The 26,566-nt window shown below is 29.5% G+C and carries 23 protein-coding genes, 2 riboswitches and 1 other annotated feature (1 of these 26 cut by a window edge); of the genes, 16 read left to right on the forward strand and 7 right to left on the reverse strand.

Translation table 11 applies throughout. The features are described 5' to 3' along the window. Positions 1 to 319: 319 nt before the first annotated feature. The 10 genes from smpB to COL3_RS18445 all read left to right on the forward strand — a co-directional run bounded on the left by smpB (position 320) and on the right by COL3_RS18445 (position 12,672). Positions 320 to 790 carry an SsrA-binding protein SmpB gene (gene smpB / locus COL3_RS18405; protein WP_008423210.1) on the forward strand — a complete coding sequence of 157 codons (471 nt, stop codon included), beginning with the start codon at positions 320 to 322 and terminating at the stop codon, positions 788 to 790. Between the two features lie 206 nt (positions 791 to 996). After that, positions 997 to 4,299, forward strand: a complete 3,303-nt coding sequence (locus COL3_RS18410) for a 5'-nucleotidase C-terminal domain-containing protein (protein ID WP_008423211.1) — start codon at positions 997 to 999, stop codon at positions 4,297 to 4,299. A 198-nt stretch (positions 4,300 to 4,497) separates the two neighbouring features. Beyond that, positions 4,498 to 4,612: riboswitch (SAM riboswitch) on the forward strand. A 137-nt stretch (positions 4,613 to 4,749) separates the two neighbouring features. After that, positions 4,750 to 5,715 (forward strand): methionine ABC transporter ATP-binding protein, encoded by a 966-nt coding sequence (locus COL3_RS18415; RefSeq protein WP_008423212.1) that lies wholly within the window; start codon positions 4,750 to 4,752, stop codon positions 5,713 to 5,715. After that, a complete protein-coding gene (locus tag COL3_RS18420) occupies positions 5,715 to 6,353 on the forward strand; it encodes a methionine ABC transporter permease (RefSeq protein ID WP_008423213.1) in 639 nt (212 codons plus the stop codon). Before COL3_RS18415 ends, COL3_RS18420 begins: the two co-directional genes overlap by 1 nt. A gap of 11 nt (positions 6,354 to 6,364) precedes the next feature. After that, a complete protein-coding gene (locus COL3_RS18425) occupies positions 6,365 to 7,195 on the forward strand; it encodes a MetQ/NlpA family ABC transporter substrate-binding protein (RefSeq protein WP_008423214.1) in 831 nt (276 codons plus the stop codon). 329 nt (positions 7,196 to 7,524) lie between these two features. Continuing rightward, positions 7,525 to 8,499 carry a DUF1232 domain-containing protein gene (locus COL3_RS18430; RefSeq protein ID WP_008423216.1) on the forward strand — a complete coding sequence of 325 codons (975 nt, stop codon included), beginning with the start codon at positions 7,525 to 7,527 and terminating at the stop codon, positions 8,497 to 8,499. Positions 8,500 to 8,561: 62 nt separating this feature from the next. Then, entirely contained in the window at positions 8,562 to 9,503 is a 942-nt protein-coding gene (locus COL3_RS18435) for a ribonuclease H family protein (RefSeq protein WP_008423217.1), read from the forward strand. Between the two features lie 144 nt (positions 9,504 to 9,647). Beyond that, complete coding sequence (locus tag COL3_RS28440) at positions 9,648 to 9,821, forward strand: hypothetical protein (protein ID WP_008423218.1); 174 nt, start codon at positions 9,648 to 9,650, stop codon at positions 9,819 to 9,821. Between the two features lie 260 nt (positions 9,822 to 10,081). Then, positions 10,082 to 11,377, forward strand: coding sequence for a helix-turn-helix transcriptional regulator (locus COL3_RS18440; RefSeq protein ID WP_008423219.1), 1,296 nt, complete (start codon positions 10,082 to 10,084; stop codon positions 11,375 to 11,377). Between the two features lie 29 nt (positions 11,378 to 11,406). Further along, positions 11,407 to 12,672, forward strand: coding sequence for a helix-turn-helix transcriptional regulator (locus tag COL3_RS18445; protein ID WP_008423220.1), 1,266 nt, complete (start codon positions 11,407 to 11,409; stop codon positions 12,670 to 12,672). A gap of 367 nt (positions 12,673 to 13,039) precedes the next feature. On the opposite strand, the gene COL3_RS18450 is transcribed toward COL3_RS18445, so the two are convergent. Beyond that, a complete protein-coding gene (locus COL3_RS18450; RefSeq protein ID WP_008423221.1) occupies positions 13,040 to 13,417 on the reverse strand; it encodes a CBS domain-containing protein in 378 nt (125 codons plus the stop codon). Positions 13,418 to 13,692: 275 nt separating this feature from the next. Here COL3_RS18450 and clpB point away from each other — a divergent pair, with 275 nt between their 5' ends. Then, complete coding sequence (gene clpB / locus COL3_RS18455; RefSeq protein ID WP_035283323.1) at positions 13,693 to 16,287, forward strand: ATP-dependent chaperone ClpB; 2,595 nt, start codon at positions 13,693 to 13,695, stop codon at positions 16,285 to 16,287. Positions 16,288 to 16,374: 87 nt separating this feature from the next. On the opposite strand, the gene COL3_RS18460 is transcribed toward clpB, so the two are convergent. The 6 genes from COL3_RS18460 to COL3_RS18485 all read right to left on the reverse strand — a co-directional run bounded on the left by COL3_RS18460 (position 16,375) and on the right by COL3_RS18485 (position 21,229). Further along, a complete protein-coding gene (locus tag COL3_RS18460) occupies positions 16,375 to 17,529 on the reverse strand; it encodes an HlyD family efflux transporter periplasmic adaptor subunit (protein ID WP_008423223.1) in 1,155 nt (384 codons plus the stop codon). Positions 17,530 to 17,573: 44 nt separating this feature from the next. After that, the gene (locus tag COL3_RS18465; protein WP_008423225.1) at positions 17,574 to 18,239 is read right to left on the reverse strand and encodes a TetR/AcrR family transcriptional regulator; all 666 of its coding nucleotides are present in this window, start codon (positions 18,237 to 18,239) and stop codon (positions 17,574 to 17,576) included. Positions 18,240 to 18,260: 21 nt separating this feature from the next. Then, positions 18,261 to 19,277 carry an ABC transporter permease gene (locus tag COL3_RS18470; RefSeq protein WP_008423227.1) on the reverse strand — a complete coding sequence of 339 codons (1,017 nt, stop codon included), beginning with the start codon at positions 19,275 to 19,277 and terminating at the stop codon, positions 18,261 to 18,263. Then, a complete protein-coding gene (locus COL3_RS18475; RefSeq protein WP_008423229.1) occupies positions 19,274 to 20,014 on the reverse strand; it encodes an ABC transporter ATP-binding protein in 741 nt (246 codons plus the stop codon). Before COL3_RS18475 ends, COL3_RS18470 begins: the two co-directional genes overlap by 4 nt. A 233-nt stretch (positions 20,015 to 20,247) precedes the next feature. Further along, positions 20,248 to 20,841 carry an ECF transporter S component gene (locus tag COL3_RS18480; RefSeq protein ID WP_008423230.1) on the reverse strand — a complete coding sequence of 198 codons (594 nt, stop codon included), beginning with the start codon at positions 20,839 to 20,841 and terminating at the stop codon, positions 20,248 to 20,250. A gap of 166 nt (positions 20,842 to 21,007) precedes the next feature. After that, a complete protein-coding gene (locus COL3_RS18485) occupies positions 21,008 to 21,229 on the reverse strand; it encodes a PspC domain-containing protein (RefSeq protein WP_008423232.1) in 222 nt (73 codons plus the stop codon). A 284-nt stretch (positions 21,230 to 21,513) separates the two neighbouring features. Beyond that, a riboswitch (TPP riboswitch) is annotated at positions 21,514 to 21,623 on the forward strand. A 99-nt stretch (positions 21,624 to 21,722) separates the two neighbouring features. Between COL3_RS18485 and thiF the strand changes: the two genes are divergently transcribed. The 5 genes from thiF to COL3_RS18510 all read left to right on the forward strand — a co-directional run bounded on the left by thiF (position 21,723) and on the right by COL3_RS18510 (position 26,458). After that, the gene (gene thiF, locus COL3_RS18490) at positions 21,723 to 22,529 is read left to right on the forward strand and encodes a sulfur carrier protein ThiS adenylyltransferase ThiF (RefSeq protein WP_008423234.1); all 807 of its coding nucleotides are present in this window, start codon (positions 21,723 to 21,725) and stop codon (positions 22,527 to 22,529) included. A 21-nt stretch (positions 22,530 to 22,550) separates the two neighbouring features. Further along, entirely contained in the window at positions 22,551 to 23,198 is a 648-nt protein-coding gene (locus COL3_RS18495) for a thiamine phosphate synthase (protein WP_008423235.1), read from the forward strand. A gap of 173 nt (positions 23,199 to 23,371) precedes the next feature. Further along, positions 23,372 to 24,238 carry an ATP-binding protein gene (locus tag COL3_RS18500; protein WP_008423236.1) on the forward strand — a complete coding sequence of 289 codons (867 nt, stop codon included), beginning with the start codon at positions 23,372 to 23,374 and terminating at the stop codon, positions 24,236 to 24,238. A gap of 91 nt (positions 24,239 to 24,329) precedes the next feature. After that, the gene (locus tag COL3_RS18505; protein ID WP_008423237.1) at positions 24,330 to 24,518 is read left to right on the forward strand and encodes a DUF4250 domain-containing protein; all 189 of its coding nucleotides are present in this window, start codon (positions 24,330 to 24,332) and stop codon (positions 24,516 to 24,518) included. 194 nt (positions 24,519 to 24,712) lie between these two features. Further along, positions 24,713 to 26,458, forward strand: a complete 1,746-nt coding sequence (locus tag COL3_RS18510; RefSeq protein WP_008423239.1) for a bifunctional diguanylate cyclase/phosphodiesterase — start codon at positions 24,713 to 24,715, stop codon at positions 26,456 to 26,458. A 45-nt stretch (positions 26,459 to 26,503) separates the two neighbouring features. Beyond that, positions 26,504 to 26,566: a binding site (T-box leader), on the forward strand (it continues 169 nt past the right edge of the window).

Raw genomic sequence — 26,566 nt, forward strand, 5'->3', positions numbered from 1 at the left:
CGTCATACTGCGTCAGCAAATTCAGCTAATAGGCCCGCTATGAGCAGAATTTACTTCCTTGTCTGACATAAAGTGAAACTTTTCAGTTGGAATTTTACATTCCAACTGAATTAGTTGAACTTATCTTAAGACGAAATATGCACATATAAAAAAGCAGCTATGCTGTAAATAAGAACTTTTTATCGCATCTTTGGTCTATTATTTTTTTTCATGTGCCTAATCTGTTCATCTTAACTTATTGATTTGAAAAGATATATATAATATAATTTTATAATATAAACTGTTAACTGTTAACTGTTAACTTAATAAGGGTGATTAAATGGCAAGAAAAAGAAATGAAAATTCATTGGCTGAAAATAGAAAAGCAAGACATGACTATTTTGTAGAAGAAGCAATGGAAGCTGGATTAGTTTTAGTAGGCACAGAAGTTAAATCAATAAGAAATGGAAGAGTTAATCTTAAAGATTGCTATGCTGATATATATAACGGTGAGATATTCATAAAAAATATGCACATTTCTCCATATGAACAGGGAAATATTTTTAATGTGGATCCATTAAGAGAACGAAAATTATTACTTCATAGAGATGAAATAAGAAGACTTGATGGATTAGTATCTCAGGATGGATATACCTTAGTACCTTTATCTTTGTATTTAAAAGAGGGTAAAGTTAAAGTTGCACTTGGAGTATGTAGAGGTAAGAAAAATTATGATAAGAGAGATTCTATGTTAGAAAGAGCTCATAAGAGAGATATGGATAGGGCAATAAAAGAACGAAATAAATTTTAGTAAGTTAAGCTACCAAAAAGTATGAATAATATTTTTGGTAGTTTTTTGTTTGAATGAATTAATTATTATACTGTTTAATAAACTCTTAACAATAATTTAAAAATCATAAATGGGAAAGCTATAGAATTACATTATTGTATGGTATATAATTTATTATAAGTAAATATATGTAAAAAGATGAATTATTAATTAGGGGGAAATTTATTATGAGGAAAATATTTAAAGTTCATAAAGTTATATCGATTTTAACTAGTCTATTTTTCACCATAACTTTATTTACTACAATTTCAGTAACAGGTTATGCTGCGGAAAGTGATAAAACTTTTGATATCATTGAAATAACTGATTTTCATGGAGCTTTAAATGATGCATCAGGAAAACCAGTAGCTGGAGTTTTATCAGATAGAATAAATAAAATAAAAAGTTCTAATCCTGATAAAACGCTAATTTTAGGAGGAGGAGATTTATATCAAGGCTCTGCAATTTCAAATATTATGAAAGGGATTCCAGTCCAAGAAGTCATGTCTAAGATTGGAATGGAAGTAACAACCCTTGGAAATCATGAATTTGATTGGGGGTTAGATACTCTTACAAATGAAACTATGAAAGGTGCAGCATATTCCATAGTATGCAGTAATCTTTACAATAAAACAACAGGCAAAAGGGTATTTGATCCTTATAAAATAATAACAAAGGATGGAGTAAAGATTGCGATTATAGGTGGAATTACAACCGAGACATCAACAATTGTATCGCCTAAATACGTAAAAGATTATGAATTTAAAGATGTTGCTAGTGAAGTTAATTCTATTGCAAAAGAATTAAAACAAAATAAATCAGCAGATATAATATTAGCTTTAGTACATGAAGGGGATAACGGTGATAATGCTACTGGGCCAATATTTGATATTGCAAATAAGCTCCAAAATGTAGATGCTGTATTTGGTGGGCATAGTCATACCAAAACTTCAGCTATGGCGAAAAACACAAATATCCCTGTTTATATTGGAAATTCAGCTGGTAAAGGATTTATAGACGCTAAGTTTAATATTACCTCAGATAAAAAAGTGAAGTTTGATACTCCAACAATTGAATCAAATTATATTGCATTGGATAATGAAAATGGCTATAAAGCTGTAAAACCTCAAACAGATAAAAATATTGATGATATAGTAAATAAGGCTAATGATGAAATAAAATCAACAACTGATGAGGTTATTGGATATAACAATGGAAATGAGCTTACAAGAAAATTAAATGTCTCTCCTTATGGAGCATCAGTTTTAGGAAACTGGGCTTCAGATGTTACGAGAGGAGCAGTTAATGCTGATGTTGGTATTCAAAATAATGGGGGATTAAGAATAGATATACCACAAGGTAATATTACAGTAGGTACTATGTGGCAGTTTATGCCTTTTGATAATACAATTTACAAGTTAAATATGACAAAAGCAGAGTTAAAAGAAGCTTTAGAACAAGGTGTTGCTGATAATAGTAAAGGAATGCAGGTATCAGGGGTTAAGTTTATATATGATTCAACTCTTCCATCAGGACAAAGAATTAAGAATATTACAAGAGAAAACGGAACAGCTATTAGTGATACTGAAAAATTATCTATAGCAGTCCCAGACTTTGTGGCTCAAGGAGGAGATTCTTTCACTGCATTTAAAAAATATGGGGGATTGGATGTGGCAAATGATACTCATATTTTAGTAAGAGATGCGCTTATAGATTGGTGTAAGACGAATAAAGATAAAAATGGCGCAAACACGATTACTAACAAAGTAAATGAAAGAATAATAAATTTATCAACATCAAGTTCAAGTAATGTTTCAAGTGCTAATAATTCTTCGAGTTCAATAACATTATTGGCAACAACTGATGTCCATGGTACTGTCTTAGATTATGATTATGCCGTAGGGAAAGCTACAGAAAAAGGTCAAGGTTTAGCAAGGGTTTCATCATATGTAAAAAGTGTAAGGCAAAATAACAAGAATGTTATGTTAATTGATAATGGAGATACCATCCAAGGTACTCCTTTATCTTACTATTATGATGTTATGGATAAAAGCGTAGAATATCCTATGGCAAAAGTAATGGGCGCTATGAAATATGATTCATGGACTTTAGGAAACCATGAATTTAATTACGGATTAGATGTACTAAATAGGATTATTAAAGATTATAAAACTGAAGGAATATCTGTTCTTGCAGCTAATGTCTACAAGGATGATAATACTAATTTTGTACAGCCATATATAATAAAAAGCTTTAATATAAATGGTAAAGAAGTAAAAGTAGCAGTAATAGGATTGGAAAATAAGTGTGTGCCAAGCTGGGAAGATAAAAAGCATTATGATGGATTAAAATTTAATGATCTTGTAGATGAGGCAAAAAAGTGGGTTAAAGAAGTGAAAGATAAAGGAGCAGATATTGTTATAGTTTCAGCTCATAGCGGGCAAGAATCAGAAGCAGATGTTCTACCTGAAAATCAAGTTAATGCAATTGCAACCCAGGTAAGTGGTATAGATGCAATTGTTGCAGGGCATACTCACTTAAAAGTCAATGATTTAACTAAAAAAAATCCAGAAGGAAAAGTTGTACCAATAGTTGAATCAGCAAAAGGTGCAACTGGCATAGCGGAATTTGATATGAACATCGATTCAAATGGTAAGCTTTCTGGAATATCAACAAAGAATATTACTATTGATAAGAGTATAGCAGAAGATCCAGAAATAGTGAGTTTGATTAAGCCGTACCAAGATACCACTTTAAAGTATGTAGACACAAAAATCGGAACTTCAAGTGGAGAATTTACTGGAAATGGACAAACAACTCAGCCTACAGCAATTATGGAGCTAATTAACAAAGTTCAAAAAGAATCTGCAGGAACTCAATTGTCTATTGCTGCTCCTTTAAGTTCATCAGCTTTTATACCAAAGGGAGATATAACTATTAAGGATATGATGTCAGTTTATACCTTTGAAAATTTCTTATATGGTGTAAAGATGAATGGTAAACAGCTTAAAGATTGGATGGAGTATTCAGTTAGATACTATGCTCAAATAGATAGTAGTAATAAAGCTGCAGTTAAAGATTCAGTATTAAATATACCAGATTATAATTTAGATCAATTATATGGTGCAACATATGATATAGATTTAACAGCTCCAGCATGCACAATAGATAAAACAACTAGAAGAGTAATTTCTGGAAATAGAATAAAAAATTTAAAAGTAAATGGAATACCTGTAAAAGATAGCGATGTATTTACTGTAGCTATTAATAATTATAGATTCAATGGCGGTGGTGGTTTCATGAAGGCCGCAGGATTAAGTAATACTGATCCAAGCATTGTAACTTATGATTCGGGTAAAGCTTTAGGAGATGACGGACAAGTTAGAAGTTTAATGACTAATTATATTAAGGAACATGGACAAATTTCACCTGAATGTTCAAATAATTGGGGTGTCATAACAGATAGTATTAATCAAAAGAAAGCAGCTTAAATAGCGGTGGAGAATGTTTTTTAAAATTTATATATAAAAATTAAAAAGTTCTTGCAATATAACCATCAAATATATATAATAATAGTAATCCGAGTATAATACTTTGGATTAAATGGGTGCTATGGTTATTATTTAGAGATTGACAAATGAAAAGAATGTTAATATAATCAGATCAGTAACTAAATTAAATAATCTAATGTCTTATCAAGAGTGGCGGAGGGACTGGCCCTGCGAAGCCCGGCAACCTAAATATTGATATTCACCAATATTTATATGGTGCTAATTCCAGCAGCATTTAGCTGATAGATGAGAGAGTAAATTTGAATGGTGTTTTATGCGCTGGAGATTTATTCTCTGGCGCTTTTGTTTTGAGGTATTAACTAGTTATTTAATTAGAGTACCTTAGTTATCCGGAAACTAGCAAAACAAAATCAAGGGAGGAAATGTGTTTTGATAGAAATTAAAAATGTAGTGAAAAATTTTGGGGAAACACAGGTTATAAAAGATGTATCAATAAGTATTAAAGAAGGCGAAATATACGGGATAATTGGACATAGCGGTGCAGGAAAATCGACATTACTTAGATGTATTAATGGTCTTGAATCATATGATGGAGGATCTGTGAAAGTAATGGGTAAAGAAGTGTCCTCATTAGATGGTACTAGCCTTAGAGAGTTTAGAAAAGATTTGGGAATGATTTTTCAAAACTTTAATCTTATGCAAAGAAAGAATGTTTTTGATAATGTAGCACTTCCACTTGAAGTGTGGGGATATAGTAAAAATGAAATTAAAGACAAGGTATTAAGATTATTAGATTTAGTTGGATTAAAAGATAAAAGACTAAGTAAACCATCAGAACTAAGTGGTGGACAAAAACAAAGAGTAGCAATAGCAAGAGCATTAGCTTTGGATCCCAAAATATTATTATGTGATGAAGCAACTTCAGCATTAGATCCTAAAATTACAAAAGATATTTTATCACTACTTTCTAAAATCAATAAGGAGTTAGGAATAACTATAGTTATGGTTACCCATCAAATGGAGGTAATAAAAGAAGTATGTGAGAGAGTTGCGTTAATTGATGGAGGAAAGATAAAAGCTGAAGGAAAAGCTGAAGACTTGTTCTTAAAGCCAGGAAAATCTTTGAAGAAATTCTTAGGTGAAGAAGATGATGAAATATTACCAGAAGAGGGAGTTAACATCAAACTATTTTTCCCAAGTGATTCTTCAGAAAATTCTCTTATAACAAAAATGGCAAGAGAGCTAGAAATAGACTTTTCGATAGTTTGGGGAAAGCTTGAGAAATTTAGAAGTGAAGTATTAGGTGGGCTTGTAATAAATATTAAGGAAGAAGATAAGGATAAGGTTATAGGATACCTTCAAAGCAAAAATATTTTATTGGAGGTGATTAAATAATGAATGAGATAATAATAAAAGCTTTAGTAGAAACATTGGAAATGGTTTTTGCTTCAACTATCGGTTCACTTATTTTAGGATTTATACCTGCAATAATATTAACGGTTACTGCAAAAGATGGGTTAAAGCCAAATAAAGTAGTATATACAGTTTTGGATTTAATTATTAATATATTAAGAAGTTTTCCGGTTATTATATTAATGGTGGCAATTATACCTCTAACTAGATTTATTGCTGGTAAATCCATTGGTACAGAAGCAGCTATAGTTCCATTAACAATTGCAGCTGCGCCATTTGTAGCAAGAATTATAGAATCAGCATTAAGAGAAGTTGATAAAGGTATAATTGAAGCAGCAAAATCTTTTGGGGCATCAAATACTCAGATCATATTTAAGGTTATGCTTAAAGAAGCCATTCCTTCAATAGCATCAGGAATTACTCTTACAATAATAAGCATCGTAGGATATTCTGCCATGGCAGGAACAATTGGAGGAGGAGGTCTTGGTCAAGTAGCTATAAGCTATGGGTACCAAAGATTCCAAACAGACTTTATGGTAGTTACATGCCTAGTTTTAATTATAGTAGTACAAGGTCTACAAGTTTTAGGAAATTATTTTTATAATAAGTTATCAAAATAGGGGGAATAAACATGAAAAAGAAATCAATTTTATCAATAGTTTTAGCAGGAGTTCTTACATTTGGACTAGTAGGATGCGGAAATGCATCTAATACAGGAAATGCAGGATCAAAAGAAGATAAGGTAATAAAAATAGGGGTAACACCAAAACCACATGAAGAAATAGTAAATGTGGCTAAGCCATTACTTGAAAAAGAAGGATATAAAGTAGAAATAACAGAATTTAATGATTATAATCAACCTAATACTGCTGTAGAAGAAGGTTCATTAGATGCAAACTTCTTCCAACATACTCCATATTTAAATGAGCAAAATTCTTCAAAAGGATATCACTTAGTTTCAGTAGGTGCTATTCATTTAGAACCAATGGGATTATATTCTAAGAAGGTTAAAAGTTTAGATGAAATCAAAAACGGTGCTACTATTGCAGTTCCTAACGATCCATCAAATGAAGCAAGAGCATTAAAATTATTAGCAGGAAAAGGCTTAATAAAAGTTAAAGATGGTGAATTAATTACACAAAAAGATATTACTGAAAATCCTAAAAATATAACAATTAAAGAGTTGGAAGCAGCAGCAGTTCCAAGAGCAATTGATGATGTTGATGCAGCTGTAATAAACGGAAATTATGCAATTGAAGCTAAATTTAATCCAGCAAAAGATGCTATAATTATTGAAGATAAAGATTCAGAAGCTGCTAAACCTTATGCTAATATCGTTGTTGTAAAAAAAGGTAACGAAGATCAACAAAAAATTAAAGATTTAGTAAAAGCAATGACTTCACCAGAAGTAAAAGCATTTATAGAAAAAGAATATAATGGATCAGTAATTCCAGTATTCTAATATTATATTTTTATAGATGCACAGCATTTAAGCTAGACTTATGTAGTAACTTACCGAAATAATAAATAGCTTGAATATTATAAAATATATAGGTTGTAAATAGAAGAAGCAGAGGATATATAGAGATATGTATTCTCTTTTTTGTGTAGCTAATATATATAGCACACATCTTTTATAATTTATTGGAATAATGTATACTTTTAAGTATATTTAGGAAGAAGATTTGGATATATTTAAATTTTTTGCATGGTGAAATAATCATGGTATTTTAGATTTGTTGTTTTCTTTCAGGTGTCTTATATAAATATTTATTTAAAGGGGAATGATATATGAACATATCAGGGGTTAATGTTAAGTTATTAGGGAGCGATTTATTAAGCATTATAAATGAATTTGTTAAAATTGAAGGTTTAAATATTAAAAATGTAGCTATAGATGAAGGTATAATTATAGAAGGTAGTTTTAGAAAAGGAATTAATGTGGACTTTTTTGTTAAGGTTCAATTGATTGGATGTGAAAATAATAAAATTACTGCCAGAATAATTAAAATGAAAATTTTAAATTTGGGCATGCTTAGAATATTAAGAAGTTTCACGCTAAAGCAACTAAGTAAGGCATTTAATAAATATGGAATATGTAGTGATAGAGATAGAATTACAGTAAATGTAAATACTTTGCTCAAAGATGTACCGTTTGTAGAATTTAATATTGATGAGATTTATATGAAGAAGTCTGAAGTATTGGTTGAAGCTAGTGAGGTTAAAATTTCAATAGCTGGTAACTTAATAAAAAACATTGAGGAAGAAAAAGCAACGGAAGAAAAAGCAACGGAAGAAAAAGATGAAATAGTTGATTTTGAAATAATAAATAAAATAGAAGATAATTATTCTAGAGGAAGAAAAGTGTTAGAAGATAAGCTCCCAGAAAGAGCACAAAAGTATAAGGAATATATTTTTATACTTCCAGATATAGTTTCGCTTATATATAGATTACTTAAAGATAAAAGAGTACCTATAAAAACTAAGATATTGATGGCAGCAGCAATAACATATATAACAGTGCCTGCTAATATTATACCAAATAGTATACCATTTATTGGAGTTATTGATGATGTTGGGGTTGCATTTTTTGCAGTGAATAAGATTCTTAACGATGTTCCATTGTCAGTAATAGTAGAAAATTGGCAGGGTAAAAATGACTTACTTTTAGTATTAAAAAATGGATTCGAATATTTAATTAATTTTACAGGAGCCAAAAATGTAGAGAGATTATATGAAGTAATCGAAGATCTCTCTATGCTATAAAAGCAACTATTATATTAGATATATTATAATAGAATGGAAATTAAAAAGAAGGGATAAAAGTAATGGCAAGAAAAATTTATGCGATACAATATGGATTTGATTTAAAGAATAATAAAAAGATAGAAAATACTATCGTTAATACTTGGGCTGAATGCTTAGCGTATGTCAAAGGGGTAAAGGGTGCTAAGTACAAAAGTTTTGAAAGTATGGATGAGGCCAAAGCATATCTAAATGAAGGAAATAGAATGCTAAAAAAGAGCGATGATAATTATCCTAAAGATTGTCTTCATGCTTATGTTGATGGTAGCTACAATTCTTCTGATGGAAGATATTCTTATGGAGTAGTATGTGTAAATAATAATGTTGTGGAGTATATTGAAAGCGGAGCAGAAAAAGATACATCTGAAAAGAATATTCGACAAATTGCAGGGGAGCTGAAGGGCGCTATTAGAGCTGTTGAGTATGCCTTGAAGCAGAAACATGTTAAAGTAGTATTATTTCATGATTATGAAGGTATAGCTCATCATGCAACAGGTGCTTGGGAGCGAAAAGAAGAATCATCTACGGAATATTATAATAAGATGCAAGAACTCATGAATTCTGGAATTGAAATTATATTTGTTAAAGTAGATAGTCATACGGGAGACTTATTTAATGAACTTGTTGACGAAAAATGTAAAGAATGTCTCGGGATAACTTCTGATAAAACTGTTGAAAAATGGTTGAAGAAAAATAGTGTAGAAGTTTCTAATAATGAAGTGAAAGCAGAGATATTAAGTTTAGCGCCTAACTCAGAGGAAAATATAATTATAAAAAATATAACTTCTGAAATAAGCAGAAATGAAGAAGTTAATGAAGTTGTTAATCAAAATAAATTTGAACAGATTATAAATTTATATAAAGATAATGCAAATGAATGCAAAGCAGTGATTTCAAAATTATCGAGTGATGAGAAGGAGAATTTTATTTTGCACTTATTAAATAATTCTCACAAATATAATTAATAGTAATATTTCGGTAAGCTACCCCGTAAGTATAGTACAACTTTAGGCATCTATAGCATATATAGAAAAAATTAACTTGGATAACTTTTTGTTTATTGCATAATCTACTTGTATAAAATAAATTATGTTAAAGAGGTGTTGATTATGGAAAGATTTTCAAAAGGTATGATGGCAGGAATACTAATAGGAGTAGCTGTTGAAATGGCTGTTATGCCATACTATGATAGAAGAACTCAAAGGACAATGAAAAGAGCAGGAAGAAGAATGAGAAATATGGCTGAATCTACTTATCATGGAATACAAGATTGGATAAGATAATTATATTGGATAATTAATGAAAAAAATTTTGCGAAAAGAATATTACTAATAGAAATGAAAGGTATGAAAATAGTTCATGCCTTTTTATGTTTCTTTATTTTCGCTATAATTTTATCCATAAAAATGGATAATAAAATTAAATTATATAAAAAATGGGGTAGATTTATATTTTTATGCAGTTTTTTATAAATTTATGTTATAATTAAATAAAAATTATAAATTAATTTAAATAATTTGTTGAATAGAGAAGGATTGAAAAGATGGAAATTCTATCATTAGGAGAAAAAATTAAAAGAAGAAGAAAACAATTAAACATGACTTTAAAAGATTTAGCTAAAGACAGAATAACTCCAGGGCAAATAAGTTTGGTCGAATCAGGGCGTTCAAATCCATCAGTTGATTTATTAGAATATTTAGCAGATGCACTTAACACTACAGTTGAATATTTGATGGAATCAGAGGAGAGCCAAGCTGAAAAGATAAGTCTTTACTATGAGCAAGTAGGAGAATCATGTATATTGCAGGGAGATTACGAAAAGGGCCAGAGATATATTGATAATGCTTTATATTATTGCGAAAAATATAATTTAGAATATCGTAAAGCAATGATATATTTTATAACAGCAAAATCATATATGTATAAAAGAGATTTTCCTATGGCACAAAAGTTTTTTTTATCTGCCAATGTAATTTTTGTTAAAAATAACAACCATGAGCAAATAATAAAAACTTTTTTAAATTTAGCTAATATAGCTCTAGAATTAAAAGCATATCATTCTTCAAGCAGTTATTTAAAACAGGCAGAAAAAGTTTATGAAGATAACAAAATAGTTGATGATTTCTTAATGGGTGAAATACATTATAACATAGCTAGAACATATTATGATATAGAAGAATTGGATTTAGCTTTAGAATATTCCTATTCGGCGAAAAAAAGATTTGAACAAATATACAATGATGAAGATTATGCAAAAAATTTATTCTGTCTAGCTGAAGATTTTAATAAAAAAGGTGATTTGCTAAATGCTATAAAGTATTCAAAGAAAACTTTAGAAGTTTACAAGAAAATACAATATAATAAGAGTATAGTTAACATAGAACATAATTTAGGTAAGCTGTTTTTTGAGCTAGGAGATTTAGATGAATCACTTAAACACTATGAAATATCTAAAAGTGTTAGTGCTCAGAACCATGTGGGATACATAAATGACATATTAATTGATCTTTGTAAATGCCATCTAAAGTTAAAGAACACTGAACAATGCAGCAAAATATTAAAAGAAATTGAAAGTGGCATTGAAGAAAATGATATTGATAGGAAAATAGAATGCAAATTAATTAAGTATACCATGTTTAATATTGATGATAAATTAGAGCAAGCGGAAAATGTATTGATTGATACGTATATATTAGCAAAAAATAGTGGAAGATTAGCAAAAGCAGCGGAACTAGCCATGAGAGTTGGAAAGTACTTTATGGATAAGAAAGAGGAAGAAGAAGCTTCATATTATTTAAATCAAGGAATTAGATTATTTGATGAAGCACAAAATTATTAAAAATAAATATAGTAAATGGGTGATATATTTTGGAAATACTGTCTACTGGAGAAAAAATAAAAAGGGCTAGAATATTTAAAGGTATTACGTTAAAAGAATTATGTGGAAGTAAGATTTCGATCGCAAAAATGAGCTGCATAGAAAATGGAAAAATAAAAGCTGATAAAGAATTATTGAAATATATATCAGAAAAGATTGAAATAGATCTAGATTATTTAGTAGAAGATGTTTATGAACAAATATCTAATAATTTAAAAATGATAAAAATGAATATTTCTTGTGATAGTGAATCAGAAAATAAATTGAAGGATAATTTAAATTATGCAATCAAGTATAAATACTATGATTTAGCGTTTGAATTAATACATATATTATTTTCATATTATGTAGAGGGAAATAAGGGAGAGAATATTCAATTAATTGTTTCTCAATATTATGATTTATATCAAAGAAATAATACAGAAGAAAATACAGTTGTATATTTTAAGGATATGGCAAGATATCTTTCTCAAAATAGAGAGTATATTGAAGCAATTTCTTATTACAGTAAGCTTAGAGAAATGTTTAAGCAAAAAGAAGATGGTCTTAATAATATTGAATATTGTATGATAGGTTATAACGAAGCATTGTGCTATCAAAATATAAAAAAATCAGAAGAAGCATATAGTATTTTATCAGAAATTATTGAATATGTTGAAAACCTTAAGACAGATGAAAATAAGGGGAAAATATATCATATTTATGCCGCTGTGTGTATTAAGCTGAAAAGGGACTGTGTTGATGAGTATAAGAAGAAAGCTTTTGAATGTCAAAAATATAACCCTATTTCATTAGCATTATCCCATGGAAATTATGGTAAATATTATTTTGAAGTAGGAGAAAAGGAAAAAGCAATTTTAGAAATTGAGGAAGGAATAAAAATATTTCCTCGAGATAATGTAGAGAAGAATGTAGAATTCTTGAATTATTGTACTAAAATATTAATAGATAACTTTGAATATGAAATAGCTTATAAAATTACTGAAGAAGCACTTAATTTAGCGATAATTACTGATAATATAAAGTTAATAGAAAAAGCATATTATTTTAAAGGGACTATCCTTCAAAAATTAAATAGATATGCAGAAGCAGAAAAATATATGAATTTGTCTTTAGATTCATTATTTAAATTTGGGACAAGGGATGAAAGAAAAAAACGATATATAGATATGGGAAAGCTATATTACGAGCTTGGAGCCACAGCAGATTCGCTAAAGTATTTTAACTTAGCTTTAGCGGTAGATAAAAAAATTTAATATAAATTAATTGTTAAATAGAAGTATAAATATAAAACATGCGTACTTCTATTTTTCTTTACTTATTAATTAAATATGTATATAAAAAAACTGTGAATTTAACTTATACTTTTAAATATATCTCTACTAGAAATGAGTAAAATATTTTTGTGGAATGTTTCGTTAGGAATTTGATGGTTATGATTCTTGGACTTAAAGTTGTTCCAAATATGCTAGTTCAAAACTTGTTTTGAGGCTAGCATTTTGGGTACAACTTTTGGTCTTAGAATCATCCATCAAATTCCTAACGAAACTGGAACAAAAATATTTTACTCATTTCGGTGAGCTATATCTAAAGTTAAGTTTTCACGTTGTTTATTTACATCAATTACTCTTCAGTAAGAAAGTAGTCTAGTAATTCCTCAATATTAATTACACCTATAATTTTTTCATCTTTCATTACAGGCATAGCTATAATGTTATTCTTTCTTAATCTTTGCGCTACAGTTGTTATATCTTCATCAGATTGTGCAAGTATTACTGATTTAGACATAACCCATTCAACTGGGCAGCTAACATAATGACCTGGCTGTATCATAAATCTATATATATCGGCTTTAACAACCATTCCTACGAGGGTATTATCGTCGTTCACTACTGGCATACCATTAATATTAAGGTTGTCCATGAATTCTAGAGCTTTGTTTATAGTATCGTTTACATTAATAGTGTGAAAATTTGGTTTAATAATAGAATTTATTTTCATAACATCACCTCTTTTAAAAGTTTTATATTTTCAATGTATAAATATTGTAAGCCAGATAACATTAAAAATGTATACTACCATTTTACTACAAAATAGCTAAATTTAAAATAAATCTTTTCATAATAAAAAGATTAAAAAATATTAAAATAAACTTTGACTTTCTTTGACCTATGTATTATTATATAGTAAAGAGGAATTATTTAGGTTATAAAAATAATATTTATCTGGACTCAGTAATTGAAAAGATAAATTATATAAATTTAGGAGGAGTAAGTATGAATATTGATAAAATGACATTAAGAGTTCAACAAGCATTAAATGATGCAAATGTTACAGCAGTAAAATTTAATCATCAGCAAATAGATTTAATTCATCTGTTCTCAGCTCTAGTAGAGCAAGAGGATGGATTAGTCCCTAATATTCTTACTAAAATGGGCATAAATACAAAGATTTTAAAAGATTCAATAAAGAAAGAACTAGATTCAATGCCAAAGGTTTTAGGAGAAGGTGCACAAAATGTATATATTACTAGAAAGATTGAGGAAGTTTTAATTAAAGCTGAAGATATTTCAAAGCAATTTGAAGATTCCTATATCAGCGTTGAGCACTTGATGCTGGCTATTATGGATGTGGATAGTAATAGCCAGGTTTCAAAGCTAATGAAACAATATAATATAACTAGAGATAGCTTTTTGAAGGTTCTTTCAGAGGTTAGAGGAAGCCAAAGAGTTGAAACTCAAGATCCAGAAGGAACTTATGATGCACTTGCTAAATATGGAACTAATTTAGTTGAACTTGCAAAGAAGCATAAACTTGATCCCGTTATAGGAAGAGATGAAGAAATAAGAAGAACAATTAGGATTCTTTCTAGAAGAACAAAGAACAATCCTGTATTGATTGGTGAGCCAGGTGTTGGTAAAACAGCAATTATAGAAGGTTTGGCTGAAAGAATAGTAAGAGGAGATGTCCCAGAAGGATTAAAGGATAAAATAATATTTGCACTAGACATGGGATCATTAATTGCAGGAGCTAAATATAGAGGAGAATTTGAGGAAAGATTAAAAGCGGTTTTAAAAGAAGTTCAAAGTAGTGAAGGAAGAATATTATTATTTATAGATGAAATTCATACTATAGTTGGAGCAGGTAAAACTGATGGAGCTATGGACGCAGGGAACTTAATTAAACCACTACTCGCAAGAGGGGAATTACATTGTATTGGAGCTACAACTTTTGATGAATACCGTAAATACATTGAAAAAGATAAAGCCCTAGAAAGAAGATTTCAACCAGTAATTATAGATGAACCTACTGTTGATGATACAATAGCAATACTTAGAGGATTGAAAGAAAGATTTGAAATTCATCATGGTATTAGGATTCACGATTCAGCAATAGTTGCAGCGGCAAAGCTTTCAGACAGATATATCCAAGATAGATATATGCCTGATAAAGCAATTGACTTAATTGATGAGGCTGGAGCCATGATAAGGTCAGAAATTGATTCTCTTCCTACAGAACTTGATGTTATTAGAAGAAAAATATTTAAGTTAGAGATAGAGAAGGAAGCTTTGGCTAAAGAAAAGGATGAAGGATCAAAAAATAGATTAGAAGATCTTGAAAAAGAATTAGCAGAACTAAAAGAAAAAAATGATGAGATGACAGCAAAATATACAAAAGAAAAAGAACAAATTATTGAAATTAAAACACTTAAGAGTGAATTAGATAATGCTAGAGGAGAAATAGAGCTTGCTCAAAGAAACTTTGACTATAATAAAGTTGCTGAAATTCAATATAGTAAAATTCCTTCATTAGAAGAAAAAATTAAACAAAAAGAAATTGAATTAAGAGATAATTATGAAGGCGCATTACTAAAAGAAGAGGTAACTGAACAAGAAGTATCTGCTGTACTTTCTAAGTGGACTGGAATACCAGTGACTAATCTACTTGAAGGAGAAAGAGAAAAACTTTTAAGATTAGAAGAAGATATGGGTACTAGGGTAATAGGTCAAGGAGAAGCAATTGAAGCTGTAACCAATGCTATACTTAGAGCTAGAGCAGGACTTAAAGATATTAATAGACCAATAGGATCATTTATATTTTTAGGACCTACAGGGGTTGGAAAAACAGAACTTGCTAAGACATTAGCCAGAAATTTATTTGACTCTGAAGAAAATATTATTCGTATTGATATGTCTGAATATATGGAGAAGCATTCGGTATCAAGATTAGTTGGAGCGCCTCCAGGATATGTAGGATATGATGAAGGAGGACAATTAACAGAAGCCGTGAGAAGAAGCCCATATAGTGTAATCTTATTTGATGAAATTGAAAAGGCACATGAGGACGTATTTAATATTTTCCTTCAAATATTAGATGATGGTAGGCTAACTGATAATAAAGGAAAAACTGTAGATTTTAAAAATACTATAATTATTATGACTTCAAATATTGGAAGCGAGTATTTGCTCGAAAATAAAAACGAAGGTACAATTGAAGACCATATTAAGATAAGAGTAATGGGAGCTTTAAAATCAAGATTTAAACCAGAATTTTTGAACAGAGTTGATGATACTATAATGTTTAAACCATTATCTGAATCTGGAATTAAGAAAATTATAGATATATTCTTAAGAGAAGTGAATTTGAGACTAAAAGATAAGAATATAGAAATAGAAGTTACAGATGAAGCTAAGACAATAATGGCAAAAGAGGGTTATGATGTGGTTTACGGAGCAAGACCTCTTAAAAGATATATTCAAAACACTTTAGAAAATAGGCTTGCGAGAATGATTATAAAAGGTGAGTTGGGTTATGGGTCTAAAGTTATTATAGATGGACTCAATGAAGAAATAATTATAAAACCAGTTTAATTAAAATTAAATAATTACACTATAAAAACCTATAAATATCACACTATTTATAGGTTTTTATATTATAATGTTGGATATCTATAAAGTTTATTTGATAGGAATATCGACTTTTGCGGACATGCCAGATTTTAGTTTGCCATCTTCATCATTTATAGCTACTTTAATTTTAGTAGCTATATGCTTGCTATCAGAAGTTGATTGTTTATCTTTAGGTGTATATTCATGCTTCAAGGCAATATAATTGACTGTACCGCTTTGAGCACCTGTTGAGGTCATAACATTTAATGATTGATTATAAGAAATTTTATCCAAATATTCATCAGGTATATAGCAGAGAACGTATAGATCATTTGAAACAGCTATATCTGCAATATCACTGCCTGTACTAACTACGTCGCCTAAATCAAAGTTCTTACTTATTATTATTCCATCATTTAATGCAACTATATTACAGTTATCCAAAGTGTTTTTAGCTTGATTTAATTGTGCAGTAGCTTGATCTAAATCTGCCTGCGCCGAATCAATTGTTTGTGTAGTTGCGCCACTTTTTAATAAATCTAATTGGGCATTTGCAGCATCATAATTTGCTTGTGCGGCATCAATAGCTTCGGTAGTAGAACCTTCTTGTAATAATTTTAACTGCTCCTTGGCACTTTCAAGCTTGTACTTTGCGGAAGAAAGTTGATCTGCAGTTGTATCTAACTTTAATTTTGCATCATCTAGGGTACTTTTGGATACAGCTTCACTATCATATAATTGAGAAGTATTATCATATTGCTCTTTAACATTATCGTAGGTTTTTTGTGAAGAATTCACGGCAGATTCTGCAATTGAGACTTCAATGGAAGCTTCTTCTATTTGCTCACTTCTGTTTCCAGCCTTCAAAAGATCTAACTGAGCTTTTGCAGCACGGGCTTGTGCTTCAGCTTGATCTATTTGTTGTGGACGATTTCCTGCCTTTAATTCATCAAGTTTTGCTTTTTTCATATTTACAAGTGCTTGCATTTGATCAACAGAATATTTTTGTCCAGTATTATCTATTACAGCAATGATATCACCTTTTTTAACAGCTTCACCTTGTTGTTTTTTCATTTCTATGATTTTTCCTGAAACTGTTGTAGTAGCTGGTATAATATTATTTTGAATATCCCCCTCTAAAGTCAATGTATTGGAATTAAATGAACATCCAGTAGTTAATAATAAAACAGTTAGACTGCAAATACACATAAATAATTTTTTCATATAATCACCCTTTACTAGTTCATTCTTATTTTTATAAAACAATTTTATGTAATTACATTCCTTGAAGAATTGTTTTTGCAGATTCCATTCATAATATACTGAATTAAATATTCAAAATCTTCTTCATTTTGTTTTAATTCAGGTAGAGCTATATAATGTAAAAAAAGGTATCCAAAAATCGAAGTGCCTATTAGGTCAATAATTGTGCTGCTTGGTATATCTGAAAGTACGCCTTGTTTCTTAAATTTATCAATAACAGAAATATTTTTATTTACAACTGGTAAAACTACAGTGTTTAAGATTTTGTATCTTAGTTCAGGATGAAATGGTATTTCTTGAATTATTACCTTCAAGATTGGTGCTGTTTCGGAAACGAATTTTTTTCTGTTGGAAATTATTTTCCTTAAGAATACTTCAAAAGTTTCATGTTCTTCATTTAATATTTCGTTAAAATCATTTATAAAGACTTCAAATAATGATGCTTTAGATAAAGCAGCAGGAATAGCAAATAAGAGGTCCTTTTTAGTTTTGTAATAGCGAAAAATAGTTCCTTCTGCAACCTTGGCTTTTTTAGCAATTTCACTTGTAGCGGTAGCTTCATAGCCTTTTTCTGAGAATAGTTCTACAGCGGCGCTAAGTATATTTATTTGTTTTTCGGTCATATCATTATCTAGTAAAATTAGTTCTTTTAATGATTTTTTTTGTGACAAACTGATCACCTCCAGATTTGATTATATTTTACGATATTTTTTCAGAGCTAATATATTTAAAATCATAAAGAATACACAAATTAATATTAATATTAAAACATCAAATGCAATATCATTCCAACCTTTTCCGCGTATCATTATATTTCTTAAAGCATCTGCTGAATACCATAAAGGCATAAAATGTCCCAAAGATTGCAGCCAAGGTGACATGGTGCTTAAATCAAAAAGTCCTGAGAAAAATACCTGTGGGACAACAATTATTGGTATAAATTGAATCATTTGAAGTTCATTATTCGCAAATGCAGATATAAAAGTACCTATTGTAAGAGCGACCATAGCAGTTAATATCGTTATGAGAATTACCAGTGAAAATGAACCTATCATCATAATATTAAGAATGCTAATCGAATACCATGCAATAAGAGCAGATTGTATTATAGTAAAGACACCAAAGCCAAGAACATAACCTAAAACAATTTCCCATCTTCGAAGAGGGGTGGCAAGTATTCTCTCAAGAGTACCGGAGGTACGTTCACCAAGAAATGATACTCCTGCTACTAAGAAGACAAAAAAGAATACAAAGAATCCAATGAGTATAGGACCAAAGTTATCAAAGGAAGTCATATTCTCATAGCCATATAAATAAGTAATATCTAATTTTAGGTTTGAAGTTAATTGCTGAGTAGCACCTTGAATAAGCTTTATAGAAGCCTGACTCTTACTTGGGTCACTGCCTTCTAATGTTATTTTGGGAATTCCATTCTCAAAATTTATAAGTGCATCAATTTTTGAAGATTTAAGTGCATCATAAGCGTCATTTTCAGTATAGCGAATAACTACTACATCCTTGTCTTCAAGCTTATTTACTAAGCTAATCGGAGCATTAACTATTCCGATTTTCGGATGATAATCGGAACCATCAAAGATAAATGACATTAAAGTTAACACTAATATTGGCGCCATAATCATCAGTCCAATAGTACGCTTATCATGGGCAAGTTGAAGTAAGATTCTAACCATAATTGCCTTTACCCTCATTTAGATGCACCTCCGTAATATAAAAATGCTTCCTCAATAGTACTTGAGTTTGAATCTTTTTTAATTTGGGCTGGAGATCCGATTGCTATTAGTTTGCCATCGCGAATCATTCCAAGACTATTACATTTTTCAACTTCATCCATTACATGAGTTGTAACTATAATAGTAGTGCCATTATTCTTTAATTTATATAATTCATCCCATATGGATTTTCGAAGAACAGGATCAATACCCACAGTTGGCTCATCTAAGATTAGAACGGGTGGCTCATGGACCAGTGCAATTGCAAGAGATAACCGTCGTTTCATTCCACCAGAATATTGTTTAACTTGCTTTTTTAAATGTTCTGATAAATTTACAAGTTCCATAACCTCGGAAATTCTTTGCTTTTGCTTAGACCTATTAAGCTTGTACATAGAAGAGAAAAAAATCATATTTTCTTCAGCAGTAAGCTCGTTATATAGAGCATCAGATTGAGCCATGTAACCTATTTTATCCATAATTGAAAGTTCAGGCATTTTCGTATTTAATAAATGGATAGAACCACTAGTTGGGCTATCAATACCTGCTATCATTTTTACGAGTGTTGATTTTCCAGACCCAGAAGGACCTAATAACCCTAAAATTTGAGAATAGGGTATATCTAAACTTATATCAAAAAGGACCTGTTTTTTTCCAAAAGATTTATTAACATGTTGAATTCTAATGCAAGTAGAGTCTAAAATAGTTTTTTCCACAAGAACACCTCCCTTTAAATATCTAAGTGAGTAATCACTCATTTTTGGATTATTAAAATATCCACAGTAAATATTTTATAACTATATATTTTCTGTGGATAATTTTATTATAATCAAATATTATTAAAGTTTCAATAATCAAATAATATTTATTTTTTAATGGTATAAATCATAAAAAGACAGCTTAAAATAAAGCTATCTCTTTTTAGGAGCATTTTTTATTAAATATTATTTTAAAACTTTTTCATTTTAAACATGGCAATTATTATTGGAACTGAAATTACCGCACTTACTATAGCTTCAGGAATTCCGTGTGTAATTCCAAGTGTTACAATTGCAGCTCCAGCAGTTTGAGGATTCATCCCAAGAGCCGCCGAATATTTCTCTAAGTAAAATAAATAGGTTAAGCCTAAAACTCCAATAGTATTAATTAAAGTTGCACAAATGGATGCAATAGCAATACTAATACTTTGATTTTTTAGTTTATTTTTAATAAGTAAGTATACATAGTAAGCTACAATTCCAATTAATACTCTAGGAACTAATGCAATAATGGGATTCCAAAAAATAAATGATGTTGGACCTGGAGCAGTAAAATTTTGATACATTGAAAATAAACCAAAGACTAGACCAACAAGTGTTCCTACAACAGGACCTTCAACAATTGCACCTATAATTACTGGGATATGCATTATTGTGGCTTTTACTGGTGGAATTGGAATAAATCCAAGACCAGTTAGTCCTAAAAAAATTGAAATCGCAGAAAGCATTCCAACCATTGTTATTTGTCTAACTGAAAAGTTAGATTTAATTTGATTTCTCTCCATAAAATACCTCCGTTCTTATTCCTTGATAAATGGATATAATTCGGGAAAATTTATATTACATATAAGTTTCCGTTCAGTTTTCAAAGAAATACCGACAAGTAGTATTTTATCACTTTAAAAAATTTGTTCAATATTAATTTTATATTATTAATTGAAATAATTAGAATTAGTATTCATTGGGATTGTTGAATATATCTTGCTTATCTGGCATTATAATTGCGCATATAAAATAAGTGATGACACAAATAGTAAAAAATTGTGTAGTTAGCAATACAAATAATATTCTAATTAGGGTTACGTCTCCATTAATATATTCAGAGAATCCTGCAAGCACACCTGATATTTTTCGTCTTGAAACGTCTTTATATAATTTCTTACGTTCAATCATTATAATCACCATCCATAATTTTATTATGTATTAGTCGTAAAGTGTTTTTAGTTCTTATTAATATCTATTATAAATAAGAATTATGTATTTGATAGTACCTTTAACTTATCTTTATATAAAAATAAGGAAATCATAAGATGTTAAGAAAGAACTATAAATGTTGTTATTACAAATTATTCTATTAGTGCTAATGGTAATATTTATGAAAGTATTTAATGTATAAATAGTTTGAATTGTTAGCAAAAAAGTGTTAACATGGAATTGTTATGAAAACCGAATAATATAATAAAGGCTAGGGGTGCCAATTTAAGTTGGCTGAGAGAGGCTGTATCTGCTTTAACTCTTTTGACCTGATGTGGCTAATACCACCGTAGGGAAGCAATAAAATTGTGTTATTTATTAAATTTTGATAAGTAATTACAGAATTTTGTAAGACTTGCCTTAAGGGTGAGTCTTTTTTAGTATTAAATTTTATAAGATGGGGGATAGTAATTTGAGGATTTTAGTAAATGAAAAAGAAGTATTTTTAGATAATGAGGTAACAGCTTTTAAAGTTAGAGAAAAACTAAAAAGTGATGCAGATATAGTTATATTAAATGGTTTCCCTATTAAAGCGGATTATACTTTGAATGAAGGGGATAAAGTTACTTTAATTAAAAGAGGAGAGATTCCTAAAAAAGAAGAACTTGAAGCTTTAATGGTAAGCAGGCATACTCCAAAAGTTCACGAAAAGGTGAAAAAAGCTAGAGTAGCTATTGCTGGACTTGGGGGACTTGGCTCTACAGTAGCACTGGCACTTGGAAGAATTGGAGTTGGATACCTTAAGATAATTGATTTTGATGTGGTTGAACCTAGTAACTTAAATCGTCAGCAATATTTTATCAGACATATTGGAATGAAGAAATGTGATGCTTTAAAAGATATTCTTTCAGATATTAATCCATTTATAGAGGTGAATAATATTGATACTCGCGTAACTGAGGACAATATTAAAGAACTATTCGAAGATATGGATATTGTTATTGAAGCATTTGATGGGGCAGATAATAAAGCTATGATAGTTAGAGAAGTATTGCTTCAAACTGAAAAACCTAAAATAGTCTCAGCGTCAGGAATGGCTGGATATTATTCTAATAATTTAATAGTTAGTAAAAAAATAAATTCAAGGCTATATATGTGTGGCGATTTTGAGAATGAAGCTAAAATAAATGAAGGATTAATGGCTCCTAGAGTTGGTATTGCAGCTTGTCATGAAGCTAATATGGCTCTTAGATTGATTCTGGATGAATGTGATGTTTAAGAACAATTTGGAGGTATTTGTATGATTAAGGTGGGAATAACAAATAGGGAGCTTTGCAAGGATTTTTATGATCAAATTAGTAAAATAGCAAAATCAAAATTAGACTACTTAATAATAAGGGAAAAAGATTTAGGGGAAGAGGAATTATTGAATTTAGTTTTAATGGTTAGGGAGAGACTGAAATATACAAATATAAAAATAATTATAAATTCAAATATTGATGTAGCTAGAAAAGTTGATGCAGATGGAGTTCACTTATCATTTAATAATTTTATAGCTGTAGCTAATAGCATAGAGCAATGCTCAAAAAAACTAGCAAATCAGAAAGTGGATAATTTTGAAGCTAAGGGGAATAATTATAAAATATATAAACTAATTGGTGTTTCAATCCATAGTTACGAAGAAGGTTTACGTGCTTATGAATTAGGAGCAGATTACGTTATTTATGGACACGTATTTCAAACCGATTGTAAAAAGGGTCTTGAACCTAGAGGCCTTCGAGAGATAGATGCTCTTGCTAAAAAAATAGATATTCCTATAATTGGAATTGGTGGTATCGGAGAAGACAACTACAAGGAAGTATTGGGAGCGGGAGCAAAGGGAGTTGCATTAATGTCGACTTTAATGATGAGCGAAAACCCAGAAGAATTAATAAATACTATTTCTTAAATAGCTTTGTATTAAAAAAATAAAAATGACCTATAAAATGTGTACTAATAATATAAATAAAATACTTGTAAATCTTATGTGTTCATTATAAACTTTTTAGGGAAAGAAATATAAAGTTAATATAGAATATGCAGCATTACCAAATGCTATTAGATAATGAGGAGAAGAAAATAATGAGTACAATCGCAGGAAAAGGTTGCCCAAGGATCATACCGGAGGGAGAAAAAAAACCATTAGCTGAAATTGAAAGAAGTATTGTTAAGACTTATAGAAAACATATTTGGTCAAAATTTGTAAAAGCTATAAAGGAATATAATCTTATTGAAGAAGGTGACAAAATTGCGGTAGGTATATCAGGAGGAAAAGATAGTATACTTATGGCAAAGTTATTTCAAGAATTGCAAAAACATGGTCAAGTTAAATTTGAAGTAGTATTTTTAGCAATGGACCCCGGGTATCATCCAGATATAAAGAGCTTATTAATTGAGAATTGTGAATATTTGAATATTCCAATTCAAATGTACGATTCGGGAATTTTTGAAGTAGTTGATAAAATGGCTAAGGATTATCCTTGCTATTTATGTGCTAGAATGAGGAGAGGTTCACTTTATGCAAAAGCCCAAGAGTTTGGGTGTAATAAACTTGCGTTAGGGCATCATTATAATGATGTAATTGAAACAACTATGTTAAATATATTATATGGGGGTAATTTTAAAACTATGTTACCTAAATTAAAATCAAAGAATTTTGAAAACCTAGAGTTAATTAGACCCATGTACTTTATTGAAGAAGATTATATAAAGAAGTTTATAAATAATAGTGGTATATGGCCGCTTAATTGTGCATGCATGGTTGCAGCTGAGAAAATAGGAAATAAAAGATATGAAATAAAAGAATTAATCAAGGAATTGAAGAAGAATTTTAGTGGTGTAGAGAAATCTATATTTAAAGCGGCAGAAAATGTAAGTATGGATTCAATACTAGGATGGCAGAAAGGTGAAAAAAAATACTCATTTTTAGATTTTTATGACGAAGAATAATAAATTGGCATGAATTAAAAGTATTTATTAACATGAGAGTCTATGTTATATTATAATTAGTTATATATGATGAAAAAGGAAGATTATAAGAATGACAAATGATACTATAAATGAAATTGATCCAAATATTTTATTGAGTATAGTTAATATGAAATTACGAGACCAATATAGTTCATTAAACCTTCTTTGTGACGATTTAGAGTTATCAGAAGAAGGAATAATAAATCGATTAAAAAGTATTGGATATAATTATAACGAAGCAGAAAACCAGTTTAAATAAATTAAAGAATTATATGATTAATTTTCAAAAAGAAGGAGGAGATGCAATATGAATTTGAAAAAAACCGGGAAGATAATCACCTTCATGGCAGCAACAGCAGCTTTAATTGTTTCACTAGTAAATGATAAAAAATCTAAGAACGCAAATGAAGAAAATTAGCTTAAAATAGATGATATGCAAAGGATTGTATTGATATGATCAGGGAGGAATTTAAGTTAAATCATGAGGAAATAATTAATTCAACAGATGTAAATGGAATTGCAGTGATTTGGAATCCGTCTGAATGTACATTGATAATTGACGATAAGATAAAGAACTTTATTGAAGAATTCGATGTTAAAAATTATGAATTAGAGCAGTTTATATGTTTCGTAAAAGAAGAGGATAAGCCAAGTATAATTAGTTTTTTTACTCAGGATTTGAATAAAAGCTATGAAAGCAGAGAACAATTACAGCAAAGATACAATATTAAAGGAAAAGATGGCAAGTTTATTGAATGTATTCTTGTGGGAAATGTAGCAAAGAATAATTTAAAATACTATTTTATTGGAACAAATTATTGTTTAGGTGATATAAGTGAAAAGTACAGCAATATAAATTTGTGGATGGAAAAATGGAAGCAATCAATTCTAAATAAAACCTTCAATTCAATTACTCAGTGTGATAGAATAACAGGATTGCCTAATAAATATTTTTTTAAAAAAGTTGTGTCTAATCTGCTAAAAGATATTGTTAATAATAATGCAAGGGCAGCTATGATAGTAATTGATATAGATAACTTTAAGTATGTAAACGACTCCTATGGCCACGATTTTGGAGATTTGCTATTAAAAGAAATTAGCGACAATATATTATCATCAATCAATGATAATGTAATAGTATCTAGGTATAGTGGTAATACATTTATATTATTTATGTCTGATATCATTGATATTCAAGAAGTGGTAGCTTTATGCAATAGAATAATAAAATCTTTTGAGAATCCTAATATAGTTGAAGAAAAAAAGATATATTTAACTGCAAGCATTGGTATTTCATTGTCACCAGACCATGGAATAGATTATAATACACTATTAAAAAATGCTGATGCAGCGATGTATGAGGCTAAGAAAAATGGGAAAAATGAATGTGATTTTTTTGATGATAATCTTTCAGCTGAGCTAAATAGAGTATACAGTTTACAAAAAGGGTTAAGAACAGCCCTGCAGAATAACGAATTTTATGTTATGTTTCAACCCAAGGTATCTTTGGATGATTCCTTGGTTAATGGATTTGAGGCATTAGCAAGATGGGAAAGTAATGAATTTGGTCCAGTAAGTCCAGCAGAATTTATTCCAATTGCAGAAAGTTCAAAAATGATAATTCCTATTGGAAGTTTTGTTTTAGAAGAAGTATTTAAAAAAATAAAGTGCCTTTTAATGGAGGGCAATGATAATTTTAAGATTGCTGTTAATTTATCGGAAATACAATTTAGAGAAGATGTTGTTTTATCGGATTTTAAGAGATTAATAAAGAAATACAGAATTAATCCTAAATACATTGAAGTTGAAATTACGGAAAGTGTACTAATGAAATCATTTGAAAAAAATGTTAGAATTCTTCAAGAAATCAAAAGATTGGGTGTTAGTATAGCATTAGATGACTTCGGCACTGGATATTCTTCTTTAAACTATTTAACAAAATTACCTATTGATGTTTTAAAAATAGATAGAAGTTTTGTTATTGATCTAATGAATAATCCTAAAAACAAATGTATCGTGGAAAATATAATTAACTTATCACATCAACTGGGAATAGAAGTAGTAGCAGAAGGAGTGGAGGAAAAATCACAAGTGGAGTATTTAAGAACTATATTATGTGATGTCGTTCAAGGATATTACTTCAGTCAACCGAAAATGTTTGATGCAATAAAAAATATAATCGGAAAAGAGATTTCATAAAAGTGTTGACAAGTTATTAGTTTCAGTATAATATATCAGTATAAAATAAATCCTATGAAAAGGAAGAGTAATCATATAGCAATGTTAAAGAGAGCTGAAGGTGGTGAG

It is taken from the genome of Clostridium sp. LS, assembly GCF_002760435.1.
Classification (GTDB): Bacteria; Bacillota; Clostridia; order Clostridiales; family Clostridiaceae; genus Clostridium.

Coding starts and splice junctions, on each gene's coding strand:
- smpB (WP_008423210.1), top strand. CDS start 320: ATGGCAAGAAAAAGAAATGAAAATTCATTGGCTGAAAATAGAAAAGCA.
- COL3_RS18440 (WP_008423219.1), top strand. CDS start 10,082: ATGGAAATTCTATCATTAGGAGAAAAAATTAAAAGAAGAAGAAAACAA.
- COL3_RS18460 (WP_008423223.1), bottom strand. CDS start 17,529: ATGAAAAAATTATTTATGTGTATTTGCAGTCTAACTGTTTTATTATTA.
- COL3_RS18510 (WP_008423239.1), top strand. CDS start 24,713: ATGATCAGGGAGGAATTTAAGTTAAATCATGAGGAAATAATTAATTCA.
- COL3_RS28440 (WP_008423218.1), top strand. CDS start 9,648: ATGGAAAGATTTTCAAAAGGTATGATGGCAGGAATACTAATAGGAGTA.
- COL3_RS18430 (WP_008423216.1), top strand. CDS start 7,525: ATGAACATATCAGGGGTTAATGTTAAGTTATTAGGGAGCGATTTATTA.
- clpB (WP_035283323.1), top strand. CDS start 13,693: ATGAATATTGATAAAATGACATTAAGAGTTCAACAAGCATTAAATGAT.
- COL3_RS18480 (WP_008423230.1), bottom strand. CDS start 20,841: ATGGAGAGAAATCAAATTAAATCTAACTTTTCAGTTAGACAAATAACA.
- COL3_RS18495 (WP_008423235.1), top strand. CDS start 22,551: ATGATTAAGGTGGGAATAACAAATAGGGAGCTTTGCAAGGATTTTTAT.
- COL3_RS18470 (WP_008423227.1), bottom strand. CDS start 19,277: ATGAGGGTAAAGGCAATTATGGTTAGAATCTTACTTCAACTTGCCCAT.
- COL3_RS18485 (WP_008423232.1), bottom strand. CDS start 21,229: ATGATTGAACGTAAGAAATTATATAAAGACGTTTCAAGACGAAAAATA.
- COL3_RS18435 (WP_008423217.1), top strand. CDS start 8,562: ATGGCAAGAAAAATTTATGCGATACAATATGGATTTGATTTAAAGAAT.
- COL3_RS18500 (WP_008423236.1), top strand. CDS start 23,372: ATGAGTACAATCGCAGGAAAAGGTTGCCCAAGGATCATACCGGAGGGA.
- COL3_RS18425 (WP_008423214.1), top strand. CDS start 6,365: ATGAAAAAGAAATCAATTTTATCAATAGTTTTAGCAGGAGTTCTTACA.
- COL3_RS18450 (WP_008423221.1), bottom strand. CDS start 13,417: ATGAAAATAAATTCTATTATTAAACCAAATTTTCACACTATTAATGTA.
- COL3_RS18505 (WP_008423237.1), top strand. CDS start 24,330: ATGACAAATGATACTATAAATGAAATTGATCCAAATATTTTATTGAGT.
- COL3_RS18420 (WP_008423213.1), top strand. CDS start 5,715: ATGAATGAGATAATAATAAAAGCTTTAGTAGAAACATTGGAAATGGTT.
- COL3_RS18410 (WP_008423211.1), top strand. CDS start 997: ATGAGGAAAATATTTAAAGTTCATAAAGTTATATCGATTTTAACTAGT.